20 protein-coding genes and 1 pseudogene are annotated in these 18401 nt (G+C 35.2%); 14 read left to right on the forward strand and 7 right to left on the reverse strand.

Going from position 1 to position 18401, the window contains the following annotated elements; genetic code table 11:
- Nucleotides 1–47 precede the first annotated feature (47 nt).
- The 3 genes from CAT7_RS12305 to CAT7_RS06000 all read right to left on the reverse strand — a co-directional run bounded on the left by CAT7_RS12305 (nt 48) and on the right by CAT7_RS06000 (nt 781).
- A complete protein-coding gene (locus tag CAT7_RS12305; RefSeq protein ID WP_007723177.1) occupies nt 48–212 on the reverse strand; it encodes a hypothetical protein in 165 nt (54 codons plus the stop codon).
- Nucleotides 213–303: 91 nt separating this feature from the next.
- Nucleotides 304–531, reverse strand: coding sequence for a hypothetical protein (locus CAT7_RS05995; RefSeq protein ID WP_007723178.1), 228 nt, complete (start codon nt 529–531; stop codon nt 304–306).
- A gap of 4 nt (nt 532–535) precedes the next feature.
- Nucleotides 536–781 carry a hypothetical protein gene (locus CAT7_RS06000; protein WP_007723180.1) on the reverse strand — a complete coding sequence of 82 codons (246 nt, stop codon included), beginning with the start codon at nt 779–781 and terminating at the stop codon, nt 536–538.
- A 265-nt stretch (nt 782–1046) separates the two neighbouring features.
- Here CAT7_RS06000 and mobQ point away from each other — a divergent pair, with 265 nt between their 5' ends.
- The gene (gene mobQ / locus CAT7_RS06005) at nt 1047–3068 is read left to right on the forward strand and encodes a MobQ family relaxase (RefSeq protein WP_007723182.1); all 2022 of its coding nucleotides are present in this window, start codon (nt 1047–1049) and stop codon (nt 3066–3068) included.
- Between the two features lie 47 nt (nt 3069–3115).
- Here the strand turns inward: mobQ and CAT7_RS06010 are convergent, their stop codons facing one another.
- Together CAT7_RS06010 and CAT7_RS06015 are read right to left on the reverse strand one after the other, a co-directional pair.
- The gene (locus CAT7_RS06010) at nt 3116–3895 is read right to left on the reverse strand and encodes a nucleotidyl transferase AbiEii/AbiGii toxin family protein (RefSeq protein ID WP_198008043.1); all 780 of its coding nucleotides are present in this window, start codon (nt 3893–3895) and stop codon (nt 3116–3118) included.
- An 83-nt stretch (nt 3896–3978) separates the two neighbouring features.
- Nucleotides 3979–4599, reverse strand: a complete 621-nt coding sequence (locus tag CAT7_RS06015; RefSeq protein ID WP_007723189.1) for a type IV toxin-antitoxin system AbiEi family antitoxin domain-containing protein — start codon at nt 4597–4599, stop codon at nt 3979–3981.
- A gap of 151 nt (nt 4600–4750) precedes the next feature.
- On the opposite strand from CAT7_RS06015, the gene CAT7_RS06020 reads away from it, so the two are divergent.
- From CAT7_RS06020 to CAT7_RS06080, 13 genes are all read left to right on the forward strand, one after another.
- Nucleotides 4751–5371 (forward strand): hypothetical protein, encoded by a 621-nt coding sequence (locus CAT7_RS06020; protein ID WP_007723191.1) that lies wholly within the window; start codon nt 4751–4753, stop codon nt 5369–5371.
- 136 nt (nt 5372–5507) lie between these two features.
- Nucleotides 5508–6101: a hypothetical protein gene (locus tag CAT7_RS06025; protein ID WP_035019430.1), complete on the forward strand. Its 594-nt coding sequence runs from the start codon at nt 5508–5510 to the stop codon at nt 6099–6101.
- Between the two features lie 18 nt (nt 6102–6119).
- Nucleotides 6120–6455 (forward strand): CagC family type IV secretion system protein, encoded by a 336-nt coding sequence (locus CAT7_RS06030; RefSeq protein WP_007723195.1) that lies wholly within the window; start codon nt 6120–6122, stop codon nt 6453–6455.
- Between the two features lie 16 nt (nt 6456–6471).
- Complete coding sequence (locus CAT7_RS06035; RefSeq protein ID WP_007723197.1) at nt 6472–6807, forward strand: PrgI family protein; 336 nt, start codon at nt 6472–6474, stop codon at nt 6805–6807.
- An 11-nt stretch (nt 6808–6818) separates the two neighbouring features.
- Complete coding sequence (gene trsD, locus CAT7_RS06040) at nt 6819–7487, forward strand: TrsD/TraD family conjugative transfer protein (protein ID WP_007723199.1); 669 nt, start codon at nt 6819–6821, stop codon at nt 7485–7487.
- A gap of 25 nt (nt 7488–7512) precedes the next feature.
- On the forward strand, nt 7513–9483 hold the full coding sequence (locus CAT7_RS06045) for a VirB4 family type IV secretion system protein (protein ID WP_007723203.1): 1971 nt from the start codon (nt 7513–7515) through the stop codon (nt 9481–9483).
- A 14-nt stretch (nt 9484–9497) separates the two neighbouring features.
- Nucleotides 9498–10862, forward strand: coding sequence for a hypothetical protein (locus tag CAT7_RS06050; RefSeq protein WP_007723204.1), 1365 nt, complete (start codon nt 9498–9500; stop codon nt 10860–10862).
- Nucleotides 10863–10879: 17 nt separating this feature from the next.
- The gene (locus CAT7_RS12540; RefSeq protein WP_007723207.1) at nt 10880–11935 is read left to right on the forward strand and encodes a lysozyme family protein; all 1056 of its coding nucleotides are present in this window, start codon (nt 10880–10882) and stop codon (nt 11933–11935) included.
- 29 nt (nt 11936–11964) lie between these two features.
- Nucleotides 11965–12510: a hypothetical protein gene (locus tag CAT7_RS06060; RefSeq protein ID WP_023176446.1), complete on the forward strand. Its 546-nt coding sequence runs from the start codon at nt 11965–11967 to the stop codon at nt 12508–12510.
- 21 nt (nt 12511–12531) lie between these two features.
- Complete coding sequence (locus CAT7_RS06065) at nt 12532–12993, forward strand: hypothetical protein (protein ID WP_007723211.1); 462 nt, start codon at nt 12532–12534, stop codon at nt 12991–12993.
- Entirely contained in the window at nt 12990–14507 is a 1518-nt protein-coding gene (locus CAT7_RS06070; RefSeq protein WP_007723213.1) for a VirD4-like conjugal transfer protein, CD1115 family, read from the forward strand. The genes CAT7_RS06065 and CAT7_RS06070 overlap by 4 nt, the downstream gene beginning before the upstream one ends.
- A 16-nt stretch (nt 14508–14523) precedes the next feature.
- Complete coding sequence (locus CAT7_RS06075; RefSeq protein ID WP_007723217.1) at nt 14524–15024, forward strand: hypothetical protein; 501 nt, start codon at nt 14524–14526, stop codon at nt 15022–15024.
- A gap of 2 nt (nt 15025–15026) precedes the next feature.
- On the forward strand, nt 15027–15884 hold the full coding sequence (locus tag CAT7_RS06080) for a conjugal transfer protein TrbL family protein (protein ID WP_007723218.1): 858 nt from the start codon (nt 15027–15029) through the stop codon (nt 15882–15884).
- A gap of 324 nt (nt 15885–16208) precedes the next feature.
- On the opposite strand, the pseudogene CAT7_RS12170 reads toward CAT7_RS06080, so the two are convergent.
- Both CAT7_RS12170 and CAT7_RS06085 read right to left on the reverse strand, forming a co-directional pair.
- Nucleotides 16209–16337: pseudogene (locus CAT7_RS12170) on the reverse strand (tyrosine-type recombinase/integrase); the annotation flags it as partial.
- A gap of 253 nt (nt 16338–16590) precedes the next feature.
- Nucleotides 16591–18114: a UDP-N-acetylmuramoyl-L-alanyl-D-glutamate--2,6-diaminopimelate ligase gene (locus CAT7_RS06085; protein ID WP_007723219.1), complete on the reverse strand. Its 1524-nt coding sequence runs from the start codon at nt 18112–18114 to the stop codon at nt 16591–16593.
- Nucleotides 18115–18401: the final 287 nt, after the last annotated feature.

Raw genomic sequence — 18401 nt, forward strand, 5'->3', positions numbered from 1 at the left:
AACTTAATACTACTACCATCTAATGAATTTATTTAAGGGTATACAAATTAATGAGAATTTAACCATACATGCCCTTTTTCTTGAGCTTCTTCTTCAGTAAATTCATCCATATTTTTAAACATAGCATCCCATAATTTATCAGCTTGATCTTTATCTAATTTAAGATCTTTGCAAGCCAATAACATATAACCTAAAGCTTGTTTATTAGTCATTCATATCATCCTTTCTTGGACTTTTTAAATACATTGCTTCCACAGTATAACTTTTAAAATTAATTTCCTCAATTGTTTAAAGAGTAGTTAACTATTTAAATTTAATAGTCTTATTCGCATTAACATAACTTGAAAACATCTTTAATAATTCTTCTGTTTCTTCAACTGATAAATGTTCACATTCAAAATAATTTTCTAGTAAAGCGCCTTTTTGAATGAGTCTTTTCGTTCGTTCTTTTCGTTTCTTTTGAGAGTCTAATTGAATGGATCGTTCGACTCGATTGATTTCTTGTTGCAGCTGTTTAAAGTGATTACTCATAAGTTTAACCTACTGTAGGTGATTCAACTGAATTAATAGAGTTTAAAGATTGGTCTTCATTCATTAAATCATAGCTATCTTTTAAATTATCTACGAATTCTTTTATTTCATTTTTTGTTAAGGATTCGTAGTCTAATCCAAATTGGTTAATCAATTCTTTTCCTAAAGTATTTTCAATTTTTTCTTTTTCCTCTAATAGCTCTTTTTTTAATTTTTCTATTTGTTCTAATTTTTTTGAAATGTTTGCCATGATATTTTTCCTCCCTTAATGTTTAAATTACTATACAAAATAGTATGACAGAAAGATAAATAATTGTAAAAGAAAAAGCAAGATGGTAAAATAGTCCCTGTAAAGGGCGCACTTATACTCCAATATTTTACTACGTAAAATTTGGAGTTGTGCTCATAGAAATAAATTTTTATTTTGCTCACTTATCATTCCCTTAAAAAATTCCGTGTGATAAAATTTGCTCTCGCTCATGTTAAGTAAATAAAACCAGAAAGGAGATGAGACCATGGCTATTTATCATTTGTCTGCAAAAATCATTTCTAGAAGTAAAGGTCAATCGGCCATTTCAAGTACAGCTTATCGTTCAGGTGATAAATTGTATAGCGAGCGGTATAACGAAACAAAATTTTACCGTCGAGATATCCAGCCTGTTACGTTTATATTGAAGCCTACTCATGCTCCTGACTGGTGCTTAAATCGAGAACGATTATGGAACGAAGTTGAAAATTATGAAAAATCAAAGAATGCGCAACTTTCTAGAGAATTTAATATTGCATTGCCTGTGGAATTATCGGTTTTCGAACAAGAAAAATTAACGTTAGACTATTGTCAGAAAAACTTTGTCGACCTTGGAATGGTGGCGGATATTTCTATTCATAGAGATGATGAAATGAACCCTCATTTTCACGTAATGTTGACGATTCGCCCTTTCGATGAAAATGGCAATTGGGACGTAAAATCGCGTAAAATTTATATTAATGATGAAGAAGGTAATCCGCTCTATACAAAAAGTGGCTACCGTCAAAATAGAAAAGCAAATGTAACGGACTGGGATTCGAAGGAACGGATGCAAAAATGGAGAGAAAATTGGGCCACCATGGCTAATCATTCTTTAAAAGAAAATGGGATTGATCAAACAATCTCAGAAAAATCTTACGCAGATCTAGGAGAAGAAAAGCAGCCGACCATACATGAAGGATTTGTTGCGAGAGAGATGGAAGCCAAAGGAAAAAATAGCGATCGTATTCAAATCAATAAAGAAATTAAAGAGTCTAATGCAAAGGCAGCCATTGTTTATACGTTAAAAAAAGACGCTGATGAAGTAAAAGAGACTGAAACGATTGTTCGTTCTCTTAGTCCAACAGAAAAGAAAGAAATCACTCGTTTATCAAAAGAATTAAAGACGTATATCTCATTTGATCAGATCGAAGACAAGAAACGAATGCTGAACAATTGGTCGAATTCTGCTAGGGTAAACCATCTCTTTAAAGAAGACACAAAGACATTGAATTTGATTGAGTCTCAAATGGAATTAGTAGAGAAAGCAGATCGCCTCATTTTAAAAGAATCTGAGCGATTACTTGAACACTATTATCCAACCATAGATCAAAAGAACTTATCTGATTATCAGGTGAAAACTTTAGCGAATCGAACGGTGAAAGAGGACCGCGTGATTGAACCAGAAGAAGTAGAAAAATTACTTGAGCACTCGAGCCAACAAGAACTGTATCATGAAGTATCAAAGGTTGTTAAACGTCCTTATGATTCCTATTCAGTCTATGAAGAAAAAAATAAGCTATTGAATCAAACGGTAGTATCCATTGTAGAAAAATACCAAGTGGATTTCAAAGATGTAAAAACAGTAGAAAATCTTCCGGATACTGTTTACACGACATTAAAAAATAGTATCAAAGAGCAAGAAAGAAATAAGATTGCTATGAAAGTGATTCAAAACTATTATGATGACAAAATTACGCGTTATTTCCCTTCTTTAGAACTGGATGATAAAGATATTCCAACTAAAGAACTCTTTTCTAAAGCCATTGATTATTATGGAGATCAATTAACAGCTGAAAATTTAATTCGTTTAAAAGAAAGACCGCTGATTAAATTTACACTAGAAGAACAGCAAAGCGCAGTCACTTACTTTAAAGACTATGGGAATGCAAGAAACCTAAACAACGATGAATCTATAGACGTTTCTTCTTTAATTATGAATGAGGAATTGAAGACTATCCTAATAGAAAGACCAGATTTGCACGATTTATTGCTCAATGAGTGTATCGAAACGGGAGTACTGAGTGTAGAGCAAGCTGATACATTAAAAGAACAAAAAACGAGTGAATTTTCTTTTTCTCAACAAAAATCTATGCCCTCCAGCCAATTGTTGAACTATTTATTTAGACCTCAACAGTTAGATCAAATTCTGGCTTCATTAGATTACGAAGAAAGAGAAAAATTACGTGCGCTAGAAAAAGAACTGAAGAAAAAGAAACCTAAACGTTCTTTTAAAGGACCAAAGCGTTGAATTAAAAGAATAAGGCAAAAATAGAGTACCTACACAAGGTAGATACTCTATTCAATAGAATTATTTATTGGAGGATTAGTGTACACAAGGGTTAACAAATGATGTAAAGCGTCACATGCCTCGTCAAAACTTAAGTTATTCGTATAATCCGTCTTATTTTGATAATTAGACCAGATTTGTCTCATTTCTTCATTGTTTCGTATAAACTCCAACGTTTTTATATAATCTCGCATAATATTAGGTGTATTTCTTTTGTTACAAGTGGCGGTTAGGGCTTTTCTTAATAAATCATAGTTAATTCGAATAGGTTCTAATTTACTTAACATATAGACATCATAGAAATCTCTAGCTCGGGTATTAAACACACCACGATAGTAAATCGTTTGGATTTTTTCTGCTAAAATTGTTTCTATAGGGTAAGAAAGGATAGAAATTTCTTCTTCCTCAAACATTAATTTATGTTTATAGTGAATTTCTTTTGGAATAATGATGTCACCGGTTGTAATGTCTACTTTTATCGGAATAGCCATTGTTTGCAAATTAGCAACTATTGCTATTCTGAAACCTGGATAGTCATCTTCTTCACGAATTTCTTCGATATTTTTGAACTTGAATTGAATGTGATCGCCTATATCTAAAGCACACAGATCTAAGAATATCGTTTTTAGCATATCGGATGAAACATTTGTACCGGTAATAGTTGTATCAATGTCCATAGTGGTACGTTTGTCTACGCCAATAAGAGAGCCAATCAAAAAACCACCTTTTAAAATAAAGGAATGCCTATATTTTGATTTGCTAATTCTGACTAACATGCGTTCCAACATATAATTTCTCATAAGCATTTGTGCGTCTATTTGTTCTTTTTGAGCTTTATTTTTGATCTTAGTCTTCAACTGAATTGGGGTTTTTATACTAACACCTCCATATACTTTCTTAAGTCACGATCTACTTTAAATAGTTGTGCGTATTGCATTAATTTGATGAGATCTTTCTCTGCTGTTGTTAAATAACGTTTAAGGGCATTAATTTGAACATCTTTATCTGTTCGATTGCTTTTTGAAAAGATGTCACAAATGGTTCTTTCCCTATCATAGACACGAATTGAGTTTCCATGTGGACTTTTCATAGTCATTAATCCAATTAAATAAGTGTCTTTTCTACTATGCTTAGCTAAGATATTATTTTCCTTTAAAGAAGGATTATTGTATCCCCTTGGAAAGGTCATATGGTAATCGAAAGGGGTCACATCAGTTAAATCAAGAAGATAAAGAGCTGTTTCATGAGAATAAATGCCTTTTTTAAATCTTTTTTGCAAAATATAGTATTCATCAGGAAACTGATCAATCGCAACGTAAGAACCTGGACCAACTTTTTCTAAACCATTTTCTTGGAACAATTTGAGTACATATTCTTTATGAATACCAGCCTTTTCAGCGTCTTGAAAGGTGATGGTTCCATGTAGTTCTTCTATCAATTGCAATAATAATTTCGTTTTTGAACGTTCTTCTTTGTCTTTTATTTGATTCATAAACTCACCTCTTTTGACGATTATACTACAATTATATCCTTTTGTAGTATAATCGTCAAATTAAGGAGTTTTAAATAAAATTTATCAATAAAAATTCTTTTTTCAATGGTATACTAACGAAAATACGACCATTTAGAAAAGAGGTCTACTAATGAAAATTGGTTTGTTGCTGACCCATGAGATTTATCAAGAACTAGAGAGACGCGGTCATTATCTAGGAATTTCCAAGACTTCTACTGTATTATTGCATTTAGTCCTCTATGCGAATCAATTTAAAGAGGTAACCAAAGAAGAACTAGAAAGTGAATTAGAAAAGATTGAGGTAAGTCATCAGCAATTACAAGTCGAAATAAGTGACTTTATCCTTTTGAAGTATGACAATAGAAAAATGTATCTTTTAACCGTCAGAAAGTATTTATCCGCTTATTTAAGTTATGTTGTCCATCATACTAATTGGAAAAGTGAAGAAAAATCAGTTTTTAAAGCAGTCTCCACAACTTGTCTGTCACAAGAAACAGTCAATCAATTAGCTTTATTTAAAGAGCAAACGGGAATCCCGAATACAGCTCTTTTAAATTATGCTTTTACTTTAGACTATAGTGCACCTTCTACTGAATGGGTTAGTAAGGAAAGTAATCGCGTTCAGCAAGGGATACAACTGACTAAATCGAGTTCTAAAAGGATTCAAGAACTATCAGATGAAACAGGTTATCCTAGCAATATCGTGCTTGAACAGCAATTAATAAAATTATTAGAGAATATAGTTAAATGAATGAGCAGAAGATTAGAAAAATTGATGTATGAAAGTTATCATATAAAGATAGATGAAAAAATCTATTTTTATATAATAACTTTTTTTGTTTTTTATGGAGGGAGGAAAAGGTATTTATATTGAAAAATGGTCTGGTATGAAAGAGAATTCTTCTATTTTACACAATCGACAAAAGGGAGTGATCCTAGACAAACAGTCCGTAACTCTTAGTCATTCAAAGAAAGAAGAACTGTTGAGAGAACAAGGAAAACCACTGGAAGCACTCAGAAAAGAAATCATTAAAAAGGAACTTTCACCAAATGTTGAGACGCGTTCTTATCTATTTGAACGATTTTTACAGCAGAATGGAAAGCCAGAACTTGTTGAAGAAGCAAGAACAGTAAAGATAGAAGAGTATTCGACTAAACCTAATCAAATCATGAGTGAACTTTCCTTTATTGGGGTGAGTCTTGCAGAAGGTTTTTTAGATTTTTACGGGATCCAACTAAGTCATGTAGTTGAAAAATATGAAAAAAGGCTACATATTATTGAGCTTGAGTCAGTAGATCAACGTGAAAGTGGATTTTATATTGGGAAATTTACAGAAGGAAATCTGGCTATTGTTTCTCCACGTTTAGATTCCGAAGAACAAGCACAAGAAACCTTATCCGCATTTTTAACTACGAAACAAAAAAGACAAAAGGACTACTCCAAAATGGGATTAGAGCAAGAACCAACCGGAAAAGACTAAAGTGAAAGAAGGGTTTTTATGTTGAAGAAAAGAAAATCAAAAATCATTTCGGCCATTGTGGCAACAGGATTAACGGTGATGAGTCATCCAGCTATTGTTTATGGTGCATCGGCTGGACAAGTAGAAGCTAAATTGCAAAATGCTGGTAACATTGTACAAGGCATTTTAACAGGATTAGTGGTGCTAGTAGGGACAGTCGTTGGATTATTCATTATTATCAAACGGATGCCTGCAGCGGACAATCCACATGAAAAAAACGAAGTTTATCAAGCTGTTGGTCGGGTAGCTGGCTTAGTTGCTTTAGCTGCAGCCATTATTTGGTTATTGCCATGGGTTTATGGTTTATTTGTATAGAAAAGAAGGGATTTAAATGGCTAAAAAAGGGAAGAAATTTATTTTTCCAGATAACGTCAATTCAACTTATGGGGCTTTTCTAGGTCTGTCACTAAAGGAGCTGGCGACTTATGTCTTGCCCATAATTTTCTTTGGATTAATATTGCTGGCTATTCCGCCCTATAATCTATGGTTATTGGGTTTGAAGCTGATCATTATCCTAATATTGTTAACCCTAGCATTTGCACTGATTAGTGCAAAACCTGTTAAGCACCGTCAAAACATTACTATGCAGGATTATTTAACGCATAAAAAAAGTTATCGCTTTAGACAAAAGCGATTTTATATAAAAAAACGAAAACCAATGGAATAGGAGGGTGAAACGTGTTTCCTTTCAAAACGAACCAACGTAAAGAACCCTTAGATGATTACATCTTTCGCTATGAACCAAAAGAATTGGACACAGGGAAGCAAACGTTACAGGATATGTCGTTAATTCAGGCACAATATCAAGATTTTTTTATTACAAAAACAGGCTATCTCGTCGCTTTGATTGAAGGTTCCGGGGTTAACCTGGATTTACTAAATGAAATTGAACAAGAGGACGTTTTTGACGAATTCAATGCTTTTTTAATGTCGACTATTGGTGAAGGCGATACAGGAGAAGTGCAACAGTATTTAGATATGACGACTCCAGTCGCTTTTGACGAGTATGTGTTGTATTGGAAGAAACGCTATTTAAAAGTAAAAGAAGAAAATCCTATCAATCAAGCTAAGATTACCTTAATCGCAAGCTATGTGGATTACTATCAAAACTTACAATTGACGAACCAAATGAGCACAAAAAAACATTTAATCGTAATCCGACAAAAAATAAAGGATAAAAAACAGACTAGCCTTGAATTGGCTGCCACTAATCTTCATGAAAAAGTAACCCAATTTATCAAAACATTGGAGAATAGCCTAGAAAACTACGATATGGAAGCCAGGCAATTATCCTCTATGGAATGTCGGAAAACCCTGAAACACCTCATGAATTTTTCCAATCATTAAGGCTTCCAGAAGGGAGGGGAAACGTGTGTATTTTGGAAAGAAACGCACCAAAGAAGAAAGGAATCAATCACCAGTCAAAAAAGTAGAAACGGAAAGTTCATTGGATTCCTTTTTAGATAAGAGCAGTTTAGATGTGGTCTATCCGTTTTCTTGGGAGGAATTTCCTGATTATATTGAAAGTGGCGATAATTTTATTCGCGTCATAGCCATTGTGGATTACCCTAAAGTTCAATATGGCAATTGGTTATCCGAACTCAAGCGAAAAAAAGGGAATATCACAATTTCTCAATTCTTACAGTCGTCGAGTTCAACAAAAATGATACACCACTACAACGAAACGATTAAGAATAAGGAAGCAGAACTATTAAAGATTTACGATCCATTAAAACGAAAACGTTTAGAGCAACAAATTGAAACCGCAAATCGGCAATTGGATAAATACTTACAAAGCAACTCCAGTTTCATTTATCAATACACGTACATTTACTTAAATGCTTCAACGTTAGAAGTCTTGAATGACTTGACTGAAAATATCACTAAAACGCTTATTAAATTACAAATGAAATCTATGATACCAGTAAAAGGGATGTATCAAGCTTTTTGGAGTGCCCTTCCCATTGGCGAAAATTTATTAGGGGATTATACGTATAAAGAATCGAATACAGAAGTAGCGTCTAGTATGTTTCCTTTTGACGACGCTGAGATTCTTCATTTATCACCCAGGAGCGACGTTGAAGGCATTAACAAAGACACAAACAGTCTCATTGCTATCGATTACTTAGATCGTAAAAATACACTGAATCAAAACATGGTCGTTATTGGAACCAGTGGAGTCGGAAAAACGACCTACATGATTCAAAAAATATTACGGTATGTTGCTCGAGACATTAAAGTTTTTATTATTGATCCTGAGAATGAATATTCGCAAATAGTGGAACACTTAGGTGGGACAGTCGTTCATTTATCGTCAAATGCGCAAACTAAAATCAATCCTTTAGAAATCTTCTCAGAAGAAATCAGCGAGAATAGTGAAACTTTAACGATTGATTTAGAGTTGTTAGTGAAAGATAAGATTCAACGGGTAAAAGGCTTTTTTCAAGTCTTAAAACCGGATATTACTCAAGTAGAGCAAGCTGTATTGGACTCTGTTTTACGCAATACATATCTGAATGCCGGTATTTTTAAGTATTCCAGTATTTCGGAAATTAAATCGGAACAATACCCTACCTTAGAGAATGTCTTTAATGAAATTGAAAAATTAAAACAAAACGATCAAGACCGCTTTAAGGTATTAAAAGATTTTTATTACATTTTAGAAAGTTATGTTCATGGTTCAACGACGCTTTTCAATGGCCATACAAATATAAATATTAATGCCAACTTGTTGTCGTTTGATTTGAAAGCTCTACAAAATGAAGCAGATGTCCAAGCAGCTGCTTATCTCAATACATTTAGTTTCTTATGGGACGAGATCACTAAAAATAGGACTGAAAACATTAAACTAGTGGTCGACGAATTTCATTTTTTAACTCAAAATCCAGAAGCTGCACAATTTTTTTATCAAGCGTATAAACGGTTCAGGAAGTACAACGCAGGAGCGATTGCCGGAACCCAACAGATTCAAGATGTCCTTGAAGGGACTATGAGTGACAGAAAAAATGTTGGAGAGGCCATTATCGGAAACAGTTACACTAAAGTCTTTTTTGGATTAGATGACAAAGGTGTGGAAGATTTGACCGATAAACTGCATATGAATTTCAGTGAGAAAGAAAAGAAATTATTGTCGCGTAGAAAACAAGGAGAAGCGTTAATCATACATGGGTCGCAACGTGCATTTATGAAGGTCGAGCTCACAGAAGAAGAATTACGGTTAAAGGATCCAGAACGGTACGAAGAACACTATGGAGAACCTGCAATGGAAGTACCCAACTATGAAGAACGCATACAGATGATACCTAGTGAGTTGGTAGAAGCTAAAAACTTTCTATATGACTAGCAAGGAGGGATAAGATGCTAGGATGGCAAGACTTTAAGGTGATGAACTTTGAATTTGGAAGTATCAAATTATTTAAAGAAAAAATCGTGTATGAAATTTCAAAAAAACTCTGCTCCTATGAGCAAATCGAAGATATAGAACGTCTGGAAAAACAAAATGATGTTCATTTTTTTAATTTAATTCAAGTAGAGGAAGATGACCATACCTTATACCTTCATTATGAACGATTAGAAAGCATGAGATCACTTACTATGATAAAAAAAGAAGAATACTCCGTTAAGTTATCGATTGCCCAAACACTATTGAGAGAGAACATTTTACAACAAATGCCTAACTTTGTGAGTATTCATCCGGCCACAATTTTTTATTATCCAATGCAAACGGTGAAATATACTTATTTGGCTACAAATGTCTTGCCTCAAGAACATAAGTATTCCAATCTTGACCGGTATAAAGCATTAGTTCTAGCTATTTTGACTAACTTTAGCTATGAAACGTGTTTAGGAGAAAAAGAAGAAGTCTTAAAGCGTGGGAATGAATTGGTTAAAGCTATTTTTCAGGCTAGTACCAGGCAAGAGATGTTGCTGATTGTTGAAGAAGCGTATGATTTTGTGACCTATGATTACATTCAACATAACTCAACCAATAAAGAAAAATTGAAGAAACGCACTCTTTATGCTTTAGCTGCGAGTGTTCTCTTCTCTTTGACTGCAGTAGGAATGACAAAGCAACACGCTAATGCCCAGCAAGAACAAATTGTTCAGGCAATGGAACAAGACATGGAACAAAAAAACTATTCACTAGAAGCTAATCAACAGATTGTTAATGGAGACTATGAAAAAGCGGCTATCGCTATGGAAAAAGCTGGAGAATCTAAAGAGGACATTGCCACTATGTACTTTGAAAATAACCAATTCCAACAAGCCATAGATACAGATGTGTCATTTCTGGAGACGGTTATTGCCCATTACTACGACAACGATCAAAGCGAAACGATTCTTGATTTAACGCTGACAGGAGTTGCAGAAGAGCACTCCACTAAATTAGAAACTGAAAAGGCTATTGTGGCCTATGATACTGCAGCAATGTCCTCTGCTCTGCCTTTTCTAGAAGATGAAGAAACAGCAGTCAGAATGGGATTAGCTTATCTAACCAATGATGATGTGACCAGTGCACAAAAAGTACTAGAAAAATTTCCGTCAGCTTCTTTAGAAAACAAGATTAAACTTAAGCAAGCAGATAATGAATTGGCAAAAGCAGAAGAAGAGTTAAAAGCCATTAAAGAAGATGATGAGAAAAAGGACGAAAAACAGCAGATTCAGAAGGATAAAATCATAACATTGACGAAAGAAATCGAGACACTACAAAACAACGAGTAAAGTTGGTGAGGATACAAATGAAGCCACTAACGTTTTATGTTAAAAGTAAAATCGGAAAAGTTCTTGGTTGGTCTGCGTTAGGGCTATTCCTCTTAATTATTATATTAGTTACCGCGTTTTCCAGTTATTTTACTGGAACTAATGAGAGCGAATTAGCTTCTATACCTGAATCGGTTCTAAAATGGAAACCCATCATGGAAGAGGAACTAGCCAAATATGGGATGGAAGATTATATACAGATTGTATTGGCCATTACAGCTACTGAGTCAGATGGTTCTCAGTTAGATATCATGCAGTCGAGTGAAGCCATTGGTTTAGCACCTAATGCTATTCAAGATCCCGTTTACAGTATTCAGATAGGAATTAAGCACTTTAAAGATGTGATCGATCAAATGAATCAAATAGGAGTGGACTTAAACACGGCTATCCAGAGCTATAATTTTGGTAGTGGTTATTTAACATATATTGCAGATAACGGCGGTGTTCACACAACTGAATTGGCAGAAGTGTATTCTAAAGAAGTTGTCGCACCTTCTTTAGGCAATACATCCGGTCAAACGTATCCGTACTCATCCCCGGTGGCTGATGAAAATGGCAATTACTTATACACGAATGGTGGTAATTTTTATTATGCCGATTTAGTGCAGCAAGCTTTAACCGATGGAGTGACGGGTAATGGGGTACTAGCCTTTCCAGTTGAAGATCGAACCATTACGTCTACTTTTGGGTTTCGAGTCCACCCTATAACGGGAGAAAACAAACTGCATGGCGGTGTTGATTTTGCGCCTGTGAGCGGTGGTAATCCACCTGTTTTTGCGGCATTGAAGGGGAAAGTTACTCAAGCAACTTACTCCAGCAGTTGGGGGAATTACGTGAAACTAACGAATGGAAATGGAATAGAGACGCTCTACGCTCATTTAAAAGAGGTTACCGTTCTGCCTGGTCAACAAATTGAAACAGGCGAAACCATTGGTTATATGGGTACTTCTGGATCTTCTACTGGTGTACATTTGCATTTTGAGGTCTATCAAAACAATAATCGAATCGATCCGGCACCCTTGTTGGGATTGTAATGAATGATGTAAAGATTGAGGGTATAGAGATGAAAAAATTACTACTAATGGTTACCGGAAGCGTAACGGTACTTATTTTGATTGTATCGCTGTTTAGTTTAAACCAAACAAATCAAACACTAGAAAGTAAGCTCTCAAAAGCAGAAGAAGAATTAAAAACGATGGACCAGCTAATCAAGCAAGACACTAAGTTCACTGACACTGTAGCGAATCAAAAGAAACTGACCGTGATTGAAGAGGGATTACGTACTTATTTAGACTACGATAACGATACTTATCTTACTCGTTTCGACCACTTAAAAAACAAGGCTACAGATGAAACCATTCAACGCCTAAAAGAACTTTCTTCTACAGATCCGCCTTTTTTAGATGTAAAGAATCAGTTAACGGAACTGATTATCTATCTTCATCCGACGGATCAACTGATTTTTCTGGTTCAATTAACCACTGAATACTCATTGGATCATGAAGTGGTTTCTACTTTGCCGCAATTGTATCAAGTTACCCTCATTGAAACTGATGGGGAGTATAAGATTAGCCAATTAACAAATCTAGGTTTGACAGCAACCAACTAAATCCGTTAAGGGAGGGATTCGGTGAACAATTTTTTTAACAAAGTAAAAAAGAAACTTGTTTGGTTTCTCGTTAGTTTTATCCTTTCGGTGTGTTGCTTGGTAGTGTTGACTCAATTGATACTGACCTTATCCGAGTTTAAATTGTCTTTAACGACCACTATCTTACTCGAAACAGTAAAAGAGACACTTCTTCATCCTTTTCAAACAATCCAAACGTTGATCGAAACAAACAATCCATTATTTCTAATGGGAACCATTGGTCTCTTCCTTTATTGTGCCTTTGTTCAAATCAAATTAGCGTCTAAAGAAAAGAAAGAGGGATGGGAAGCCGATGAACGAAACCAATACCATGGTTCAGCACGCTGGGCACGCGAAAAAGAAATTTTTGACGGTAAAAATTACCTGGCACAATCTAAACAAGAGATACTGAAAAACTTTACCGCTTCGCTTGATCAACCAACTGAAGGGGAGGGAAACAAATGACAGGAACCATTTTAGGTATTTTAAATAATAAGGTCATTATTCAACCCACTGAATCGAAACCCAATCGAAATATAATGGTGATGGGAGGACCAGGGTCTTTTAAAACCCAAAGTTTTGTGATTACAAATGTCTATAATGAAACGGAAAATAGCATCGTTGTGACGGATCCCAAAGGAGAAGTGTATGAACAAACAGCTGCCGTTAAACAGCAGCAAGGCTATGACGTCCGGGTCCTGAATTTTGCAAATATGATGGCTTCTGACCGACACAATCCTATTGATTACGTCAAAAAAGACATTCATGCCACCACAGTGGCGACTAAAATTGTGGACAGTGCTAACAAAGACAGTAAAAGAGACGTTTGGTATTACTCACAACGAGCACTGTTAAAGGCTCTTATTTTGTTCGTGAAGTATGAATTGCCTCCTGAAAGACGAAATATGGAGGGCATCTTAGACTTTTTACAAGAGTTCGACCCTGAATCAGATGAGGATGGCGAAAGTGGCTTAGATGAAGAGTTTTTAAAACTTGAACGCAAGCACCCAGCTAGACGAGCGTATGAATTAGGCTATAAAAAAGCCAAAGGAGACATGCAAGGCAGTATCATTATGTCCCTTCTAACAACAATATCCGACTTTGTGGATGATGAAGTCGCCGAATTCACACGATTTAGCGATTTTAATTTACGAGACATTGGACGCAAAAAGATGGTGCTTTACGTGATTATTCCGGTGATGGATCAATCATGGGAAGGGCTAATCAATATCTTTTTTAGCCAGTTATTTAACGAACTCTATGATTTTGCGTCTGAGAACCACTCAAAATTGCCGAAATCAGTGAACTTTATTTTAGATGAATTTGTAAACTTAGGTAAGTTTCCAGGATATGAAGAATTTTTAGCTACTTGTCGAGGGTATGGAATTGGAGTGGCCACTATTATTCAAACTTTGACGCAATTGCAGGATAAATATGGCGATAAAAAAGCGGAAAGTATTTTAGGAAACTGTGCCGTGAAAACGTGCTTAAACGCTGCGAATTCGACTACTGCAGAGTACTTTAAACGCTTATTGGATAAAGCTACCGTAAAGGTTGAAACCGAGTCTGAGAGCACACAACATGGTAAAGAGAACAATTCTAGCAGTTCCAGCGAAAATCAAAGCTACACGGGAAGAGATTTAATGACGGCTGGTGAAATTATGCAAATGGCAGATGATACGAGTTTAATTGTCTTTCAGAACAAACGCCCCATTCAAGCGAAAAAAGCTTTTCAATTCGTGTTGTTTCCGCAACCCAAATTCTTATTGAATCAAAGTGACTACACACCACATTCTACAGCTGAACAACTAGAAAAATTCGAACAAGATAAAGAAAACTATCAAGCCTACATGAAAACAGACGCTGAGAATCGAACCGAACGAGAAAAGGAACAGTCTGAAGAACGTGAAAAAGCAAAAGAGCAAAAAGAACAAGAAATAATAACTGAAGCGGCCGGATTTTTTAAGTCAATGAACTAAGGAAGGTAGTGACAAAATGATTAAAGGAACGAAAGGGTTAATGTTATTGAGTGTTTCATTCTTTTTATCCGGATGCGGATTTAACGAAGAAGAAGCAATAGAAAAGAGCACAAACCAGCTCGAAATTTTTTTGACGCTACACGAAGAGCGAGAACGTTTTTCGGACTTAGATAATGATGATTTACAAGCTCGTTTAGAAGAGGATGTTTTTCCTTATTTAACAGAAAGCTACCAAGAAAAAATTACTGAAGAGATTGAAGAATATGAATTTAATACAGATTCTGTATTTAGTAAAAATTTGTTTTTTTTAAGAGAAAGTGAAGAAAGTTATGATAATGGTGTTTTTTGGCAAGAATTTAGCATTGAGGAAAGTAACGTAAATCCTGAATTGGAGACAGTAAATCACAGTGCTTCAATTGAAAGTATTTCTACAATTACACCAAGTTTGGTAGAGATTGAAATGAATATAGAAGATGGAGAGTGGAAACTGAATTCTGTTGAAGAAGGTGAGTGGTAAATATGGGAGAAAGGATTTCCAAAATGTTTTCAGACTGGATTACAGATTTGCTAGAAACAACCTTTAACCTTTTAGGAAAGCTTATTTTTGATCACAATGCACTGAGTGGTTTTTTCTCTCAATTGTATGGAATATTCATAGCATTTGGTGGTGTTATGCTAGTTACCATCGCTTTAGCTAAAGTATTGATTTTTTTATTATCTGAAGCGGAAGGCAGTCGAGACGCTTCTGTATGGGGATTGATTGTCGATTCCTTTAAGGCTAGTGCAATGGTACTAATTCTACCGTTAATTTTAATTTTTTCGCTCGATATGATTGTCTATCCATTAGGAGAATGGATGTTTAGTTCAATTGGTGGTATGACTGCAGAAAAAATCAATTCTTTTATTAACATAGAAGACGTCTCGCAAGTCGCTCCTAATGTTATCAGTACACTTATCTTACTGTTATTCTTACTGATTGTATTTGCGACCTTTTTAATCAAAATATGTATTTATCATGCGGATCTTGTCTTGTTGGAGTTGTTGAGCGTTTGGGCAGCAATATCTATTATCAATGAGGAATACAATTACATGTCTGTATGGTGGCGCGAATTTCTGAGTCAAATTGTAAGTATTATTGTACAAATGGGTTTAATGGTTGGGATTGTAGAAGTATTATCTAGTACAACCTTCGAATGGTACAGTTTTATGTTGCTAATTGGTTTTGGTGTATTGATTATTCGTGGGCCAAGTGTTTTAAGAAGCATGTGGTATGGAACAGGATCTGGTAAAGCAACTATGCAAGGTGGTAAAATGGCTACTCGAATGTACATGATGCGAGCAAAAAGTGTAACAAGTGCAGCTTCTGCAGCAAAATAAGAAAGATAAAAGGTAATCTTTTTTCAAAAATTGAAAAGAATCGCAAAAAAAAATTATTTCATTACAGAAAAAGATTTTTGTCTAAATAAAAAATGATTAGTTTATTAGAGGATACTAATATAGTAGCCACACTCTTATTACCTCAAAGCACATTAATTTATTAAAGGAGTTTACGAATAAAACGAAATAATCAGTTATTACCGCTATTTGAAAAAGCCATATGTAGTAACAACGATTTCAATATCACTGTACGTTTTTAGTAACTTTTCTTTCTACTTTGGAATGTAATCTAAATAATCACTTTTAATAAGGAAAAACAACTGTGCGCAAACCGCTATTAATATTGATCAAAAACAGAAAAACATCTCGATATGCGTTGTTATTGCGTCTCAAACAGAATAAAAAGTCGTTTATTTCTTGTTGCATTCTTAATGGTTGGACGTTGTAACTCATTTAAAATCCCTTTCCTCTTACAAAAGTGATACATGATTTTGTTTGATATACCACGAAATCATGTGTTGAAGAGCGATATAAAAAAAGAACCCTATTGGAATAGGATTCCCGATACATGTTTTTATAACATTAATAGTGTATCTAATTAAACATATTTTATTAATTCCAAGCTTATTTTTTGTAAGTTTTTTGCTATAAAAGGATTCTAACGAATGATTTCAAGAATTTTTTTCTTTTCCGTTATGGCTCATCGTCAGTTCTCTCTTCCTTGTTGTAACTTATTAATCAACTCTTTCTCATTACCGATCAACGTTTTTAAGGTTGAGAGCTGATTCCCTTGTCCTTGCAAATATTGTACGGTTTCTTGATCTGTTTTAGTCTTTAAAGAGTAGTTTTCTTTGTATTGCTCATGTCCTTTGCCTAATAATAACACCCAGTCACCTGATTGAGCTTCCCAAATCGCTTTTTGAATAGCTAATGTTCGATCCATGATGATACTCGTTTTCTCTTCTACCTGACACTCTTTTTGGATGGATATATAATCGGAATATAAGTTGTCAATTGTTGAACCAAAAAGTTCGGTTACCGTTAAAATAGCATACGTACTTAACCGGCAAACATTTTCTAACATCGCTTTTCGCTTGGATTCATCACGATTGCCTGCAAACCCAAATACGGTTATGATGCGTTTTGCACCATTGCTGATGGCTGTATTGATCGAGGTCGCCAGAGCATCTGGTGTATGAGCGTAATCAACGACGACCGTTACCTTATTGGCTAAGTGAAAAATTTCAAATCGTCCTGCAATACCGGAAAACTGCGACATATACGTTGTGACTTGCTCATAAGGTACTTCTAGTTCATGAGCGACACAACTAGACATCGTTAAATTTTCTAAATTATGCACTCCAGGTAAGGGTGTACGCAAGTTATACTCCTTATTTTTATACCTTACTGAAACGTTATTTAGCTCTTTAGCTAAAATTTGAACCTGATTAGTTGGTTCTTCGCCAACGGTTATGACTTTTTTTCCTTGTGCAGTCAAACGTTCGGTCAGTTTTTTGCCCCAGCGGTCATTATAATTGATTATGGCTGTACCATCCAGTTTAAGTTTTTCGAACAACAAGGCTTTGCATTCAAAGTATTCTTCCATTGTGCCGTGATAATCTAAATGATCATGCTGTAAATTATTAAATAAAGCATAATCAAACTGGATTCCCTCCAAACGGTTTTGTGCTAAGCCTTGAGAGGAAACTTCCATGACCACAACTTGGTCCGTTGAGGCTGTTAACAATTGATTGATTGTTTTTGCATTTGGTGTCGTATTGACGGATTGGATTCTTTTCCCATTGATTTCATTGTAGATGGTCCCAATCGAGGAAACGCTGTAACCCTGTTTTTCTAATAGCTGTTTAATAAAGAAACCGATTGTTGTTTTGCCATTTGTCCCAGTAATGCCGATCATAATTTTATTTTTTGAGGGATCTTTATAAAATTTCTTTGCCACTTGACCCAATGTCTTTCGAGCATTTTTTACTTTCAAATAGGGAACGGTTAAATTAGTGAAATCATCTTCGCCAATGATCAGGATTGCCCCATTTAGAATGGCTTGCTGGGTATAGATGTTCCCATCTTCCTTGTGCCCTTTGATTGCTATGAATATATAGCCAGGGCGGACTTCATTTGAATTATCGGTGATCCCTTTTACGTTTCGTGACTGATTCAAGGGTTCGCTGTAGTTTAAATGACCCATTTTTAGTATATCTGTTATTTTCATCTGTAAGCAGCTTCTCCTTTTATTCTCTGTACTATTTAAACTATCCCATACCATAGCTGATCACTTATCCGTTATAGAGGTACAGGAATGGGCTGAGGTAGAACTTCTCCTCTCCCAGTTAATTGAACTCCGTGATGTCCGTCACCAGTTTCTGGAGCGAGATGGTGGAAGTGAAGCAACGATTCAGGCGGTTATCCGCCAATGTGCCCACGGTCCCCCTTGTAAAATCTGTAGCGGCGGGACTTACGGGTGGATTTTGTACATTTCAGTCCCAGCTACTTCAGGAG

Source organism: Carnobacterium sp. AT7 (assembly GCF_000171855.1).
Classification (GTDB): Bacteria; Bacillota; Bacilli; order Lactobacillales; family Carnobacteriaceae; genus Carnobacterium_B; species Carnobacterium_B jeotgali.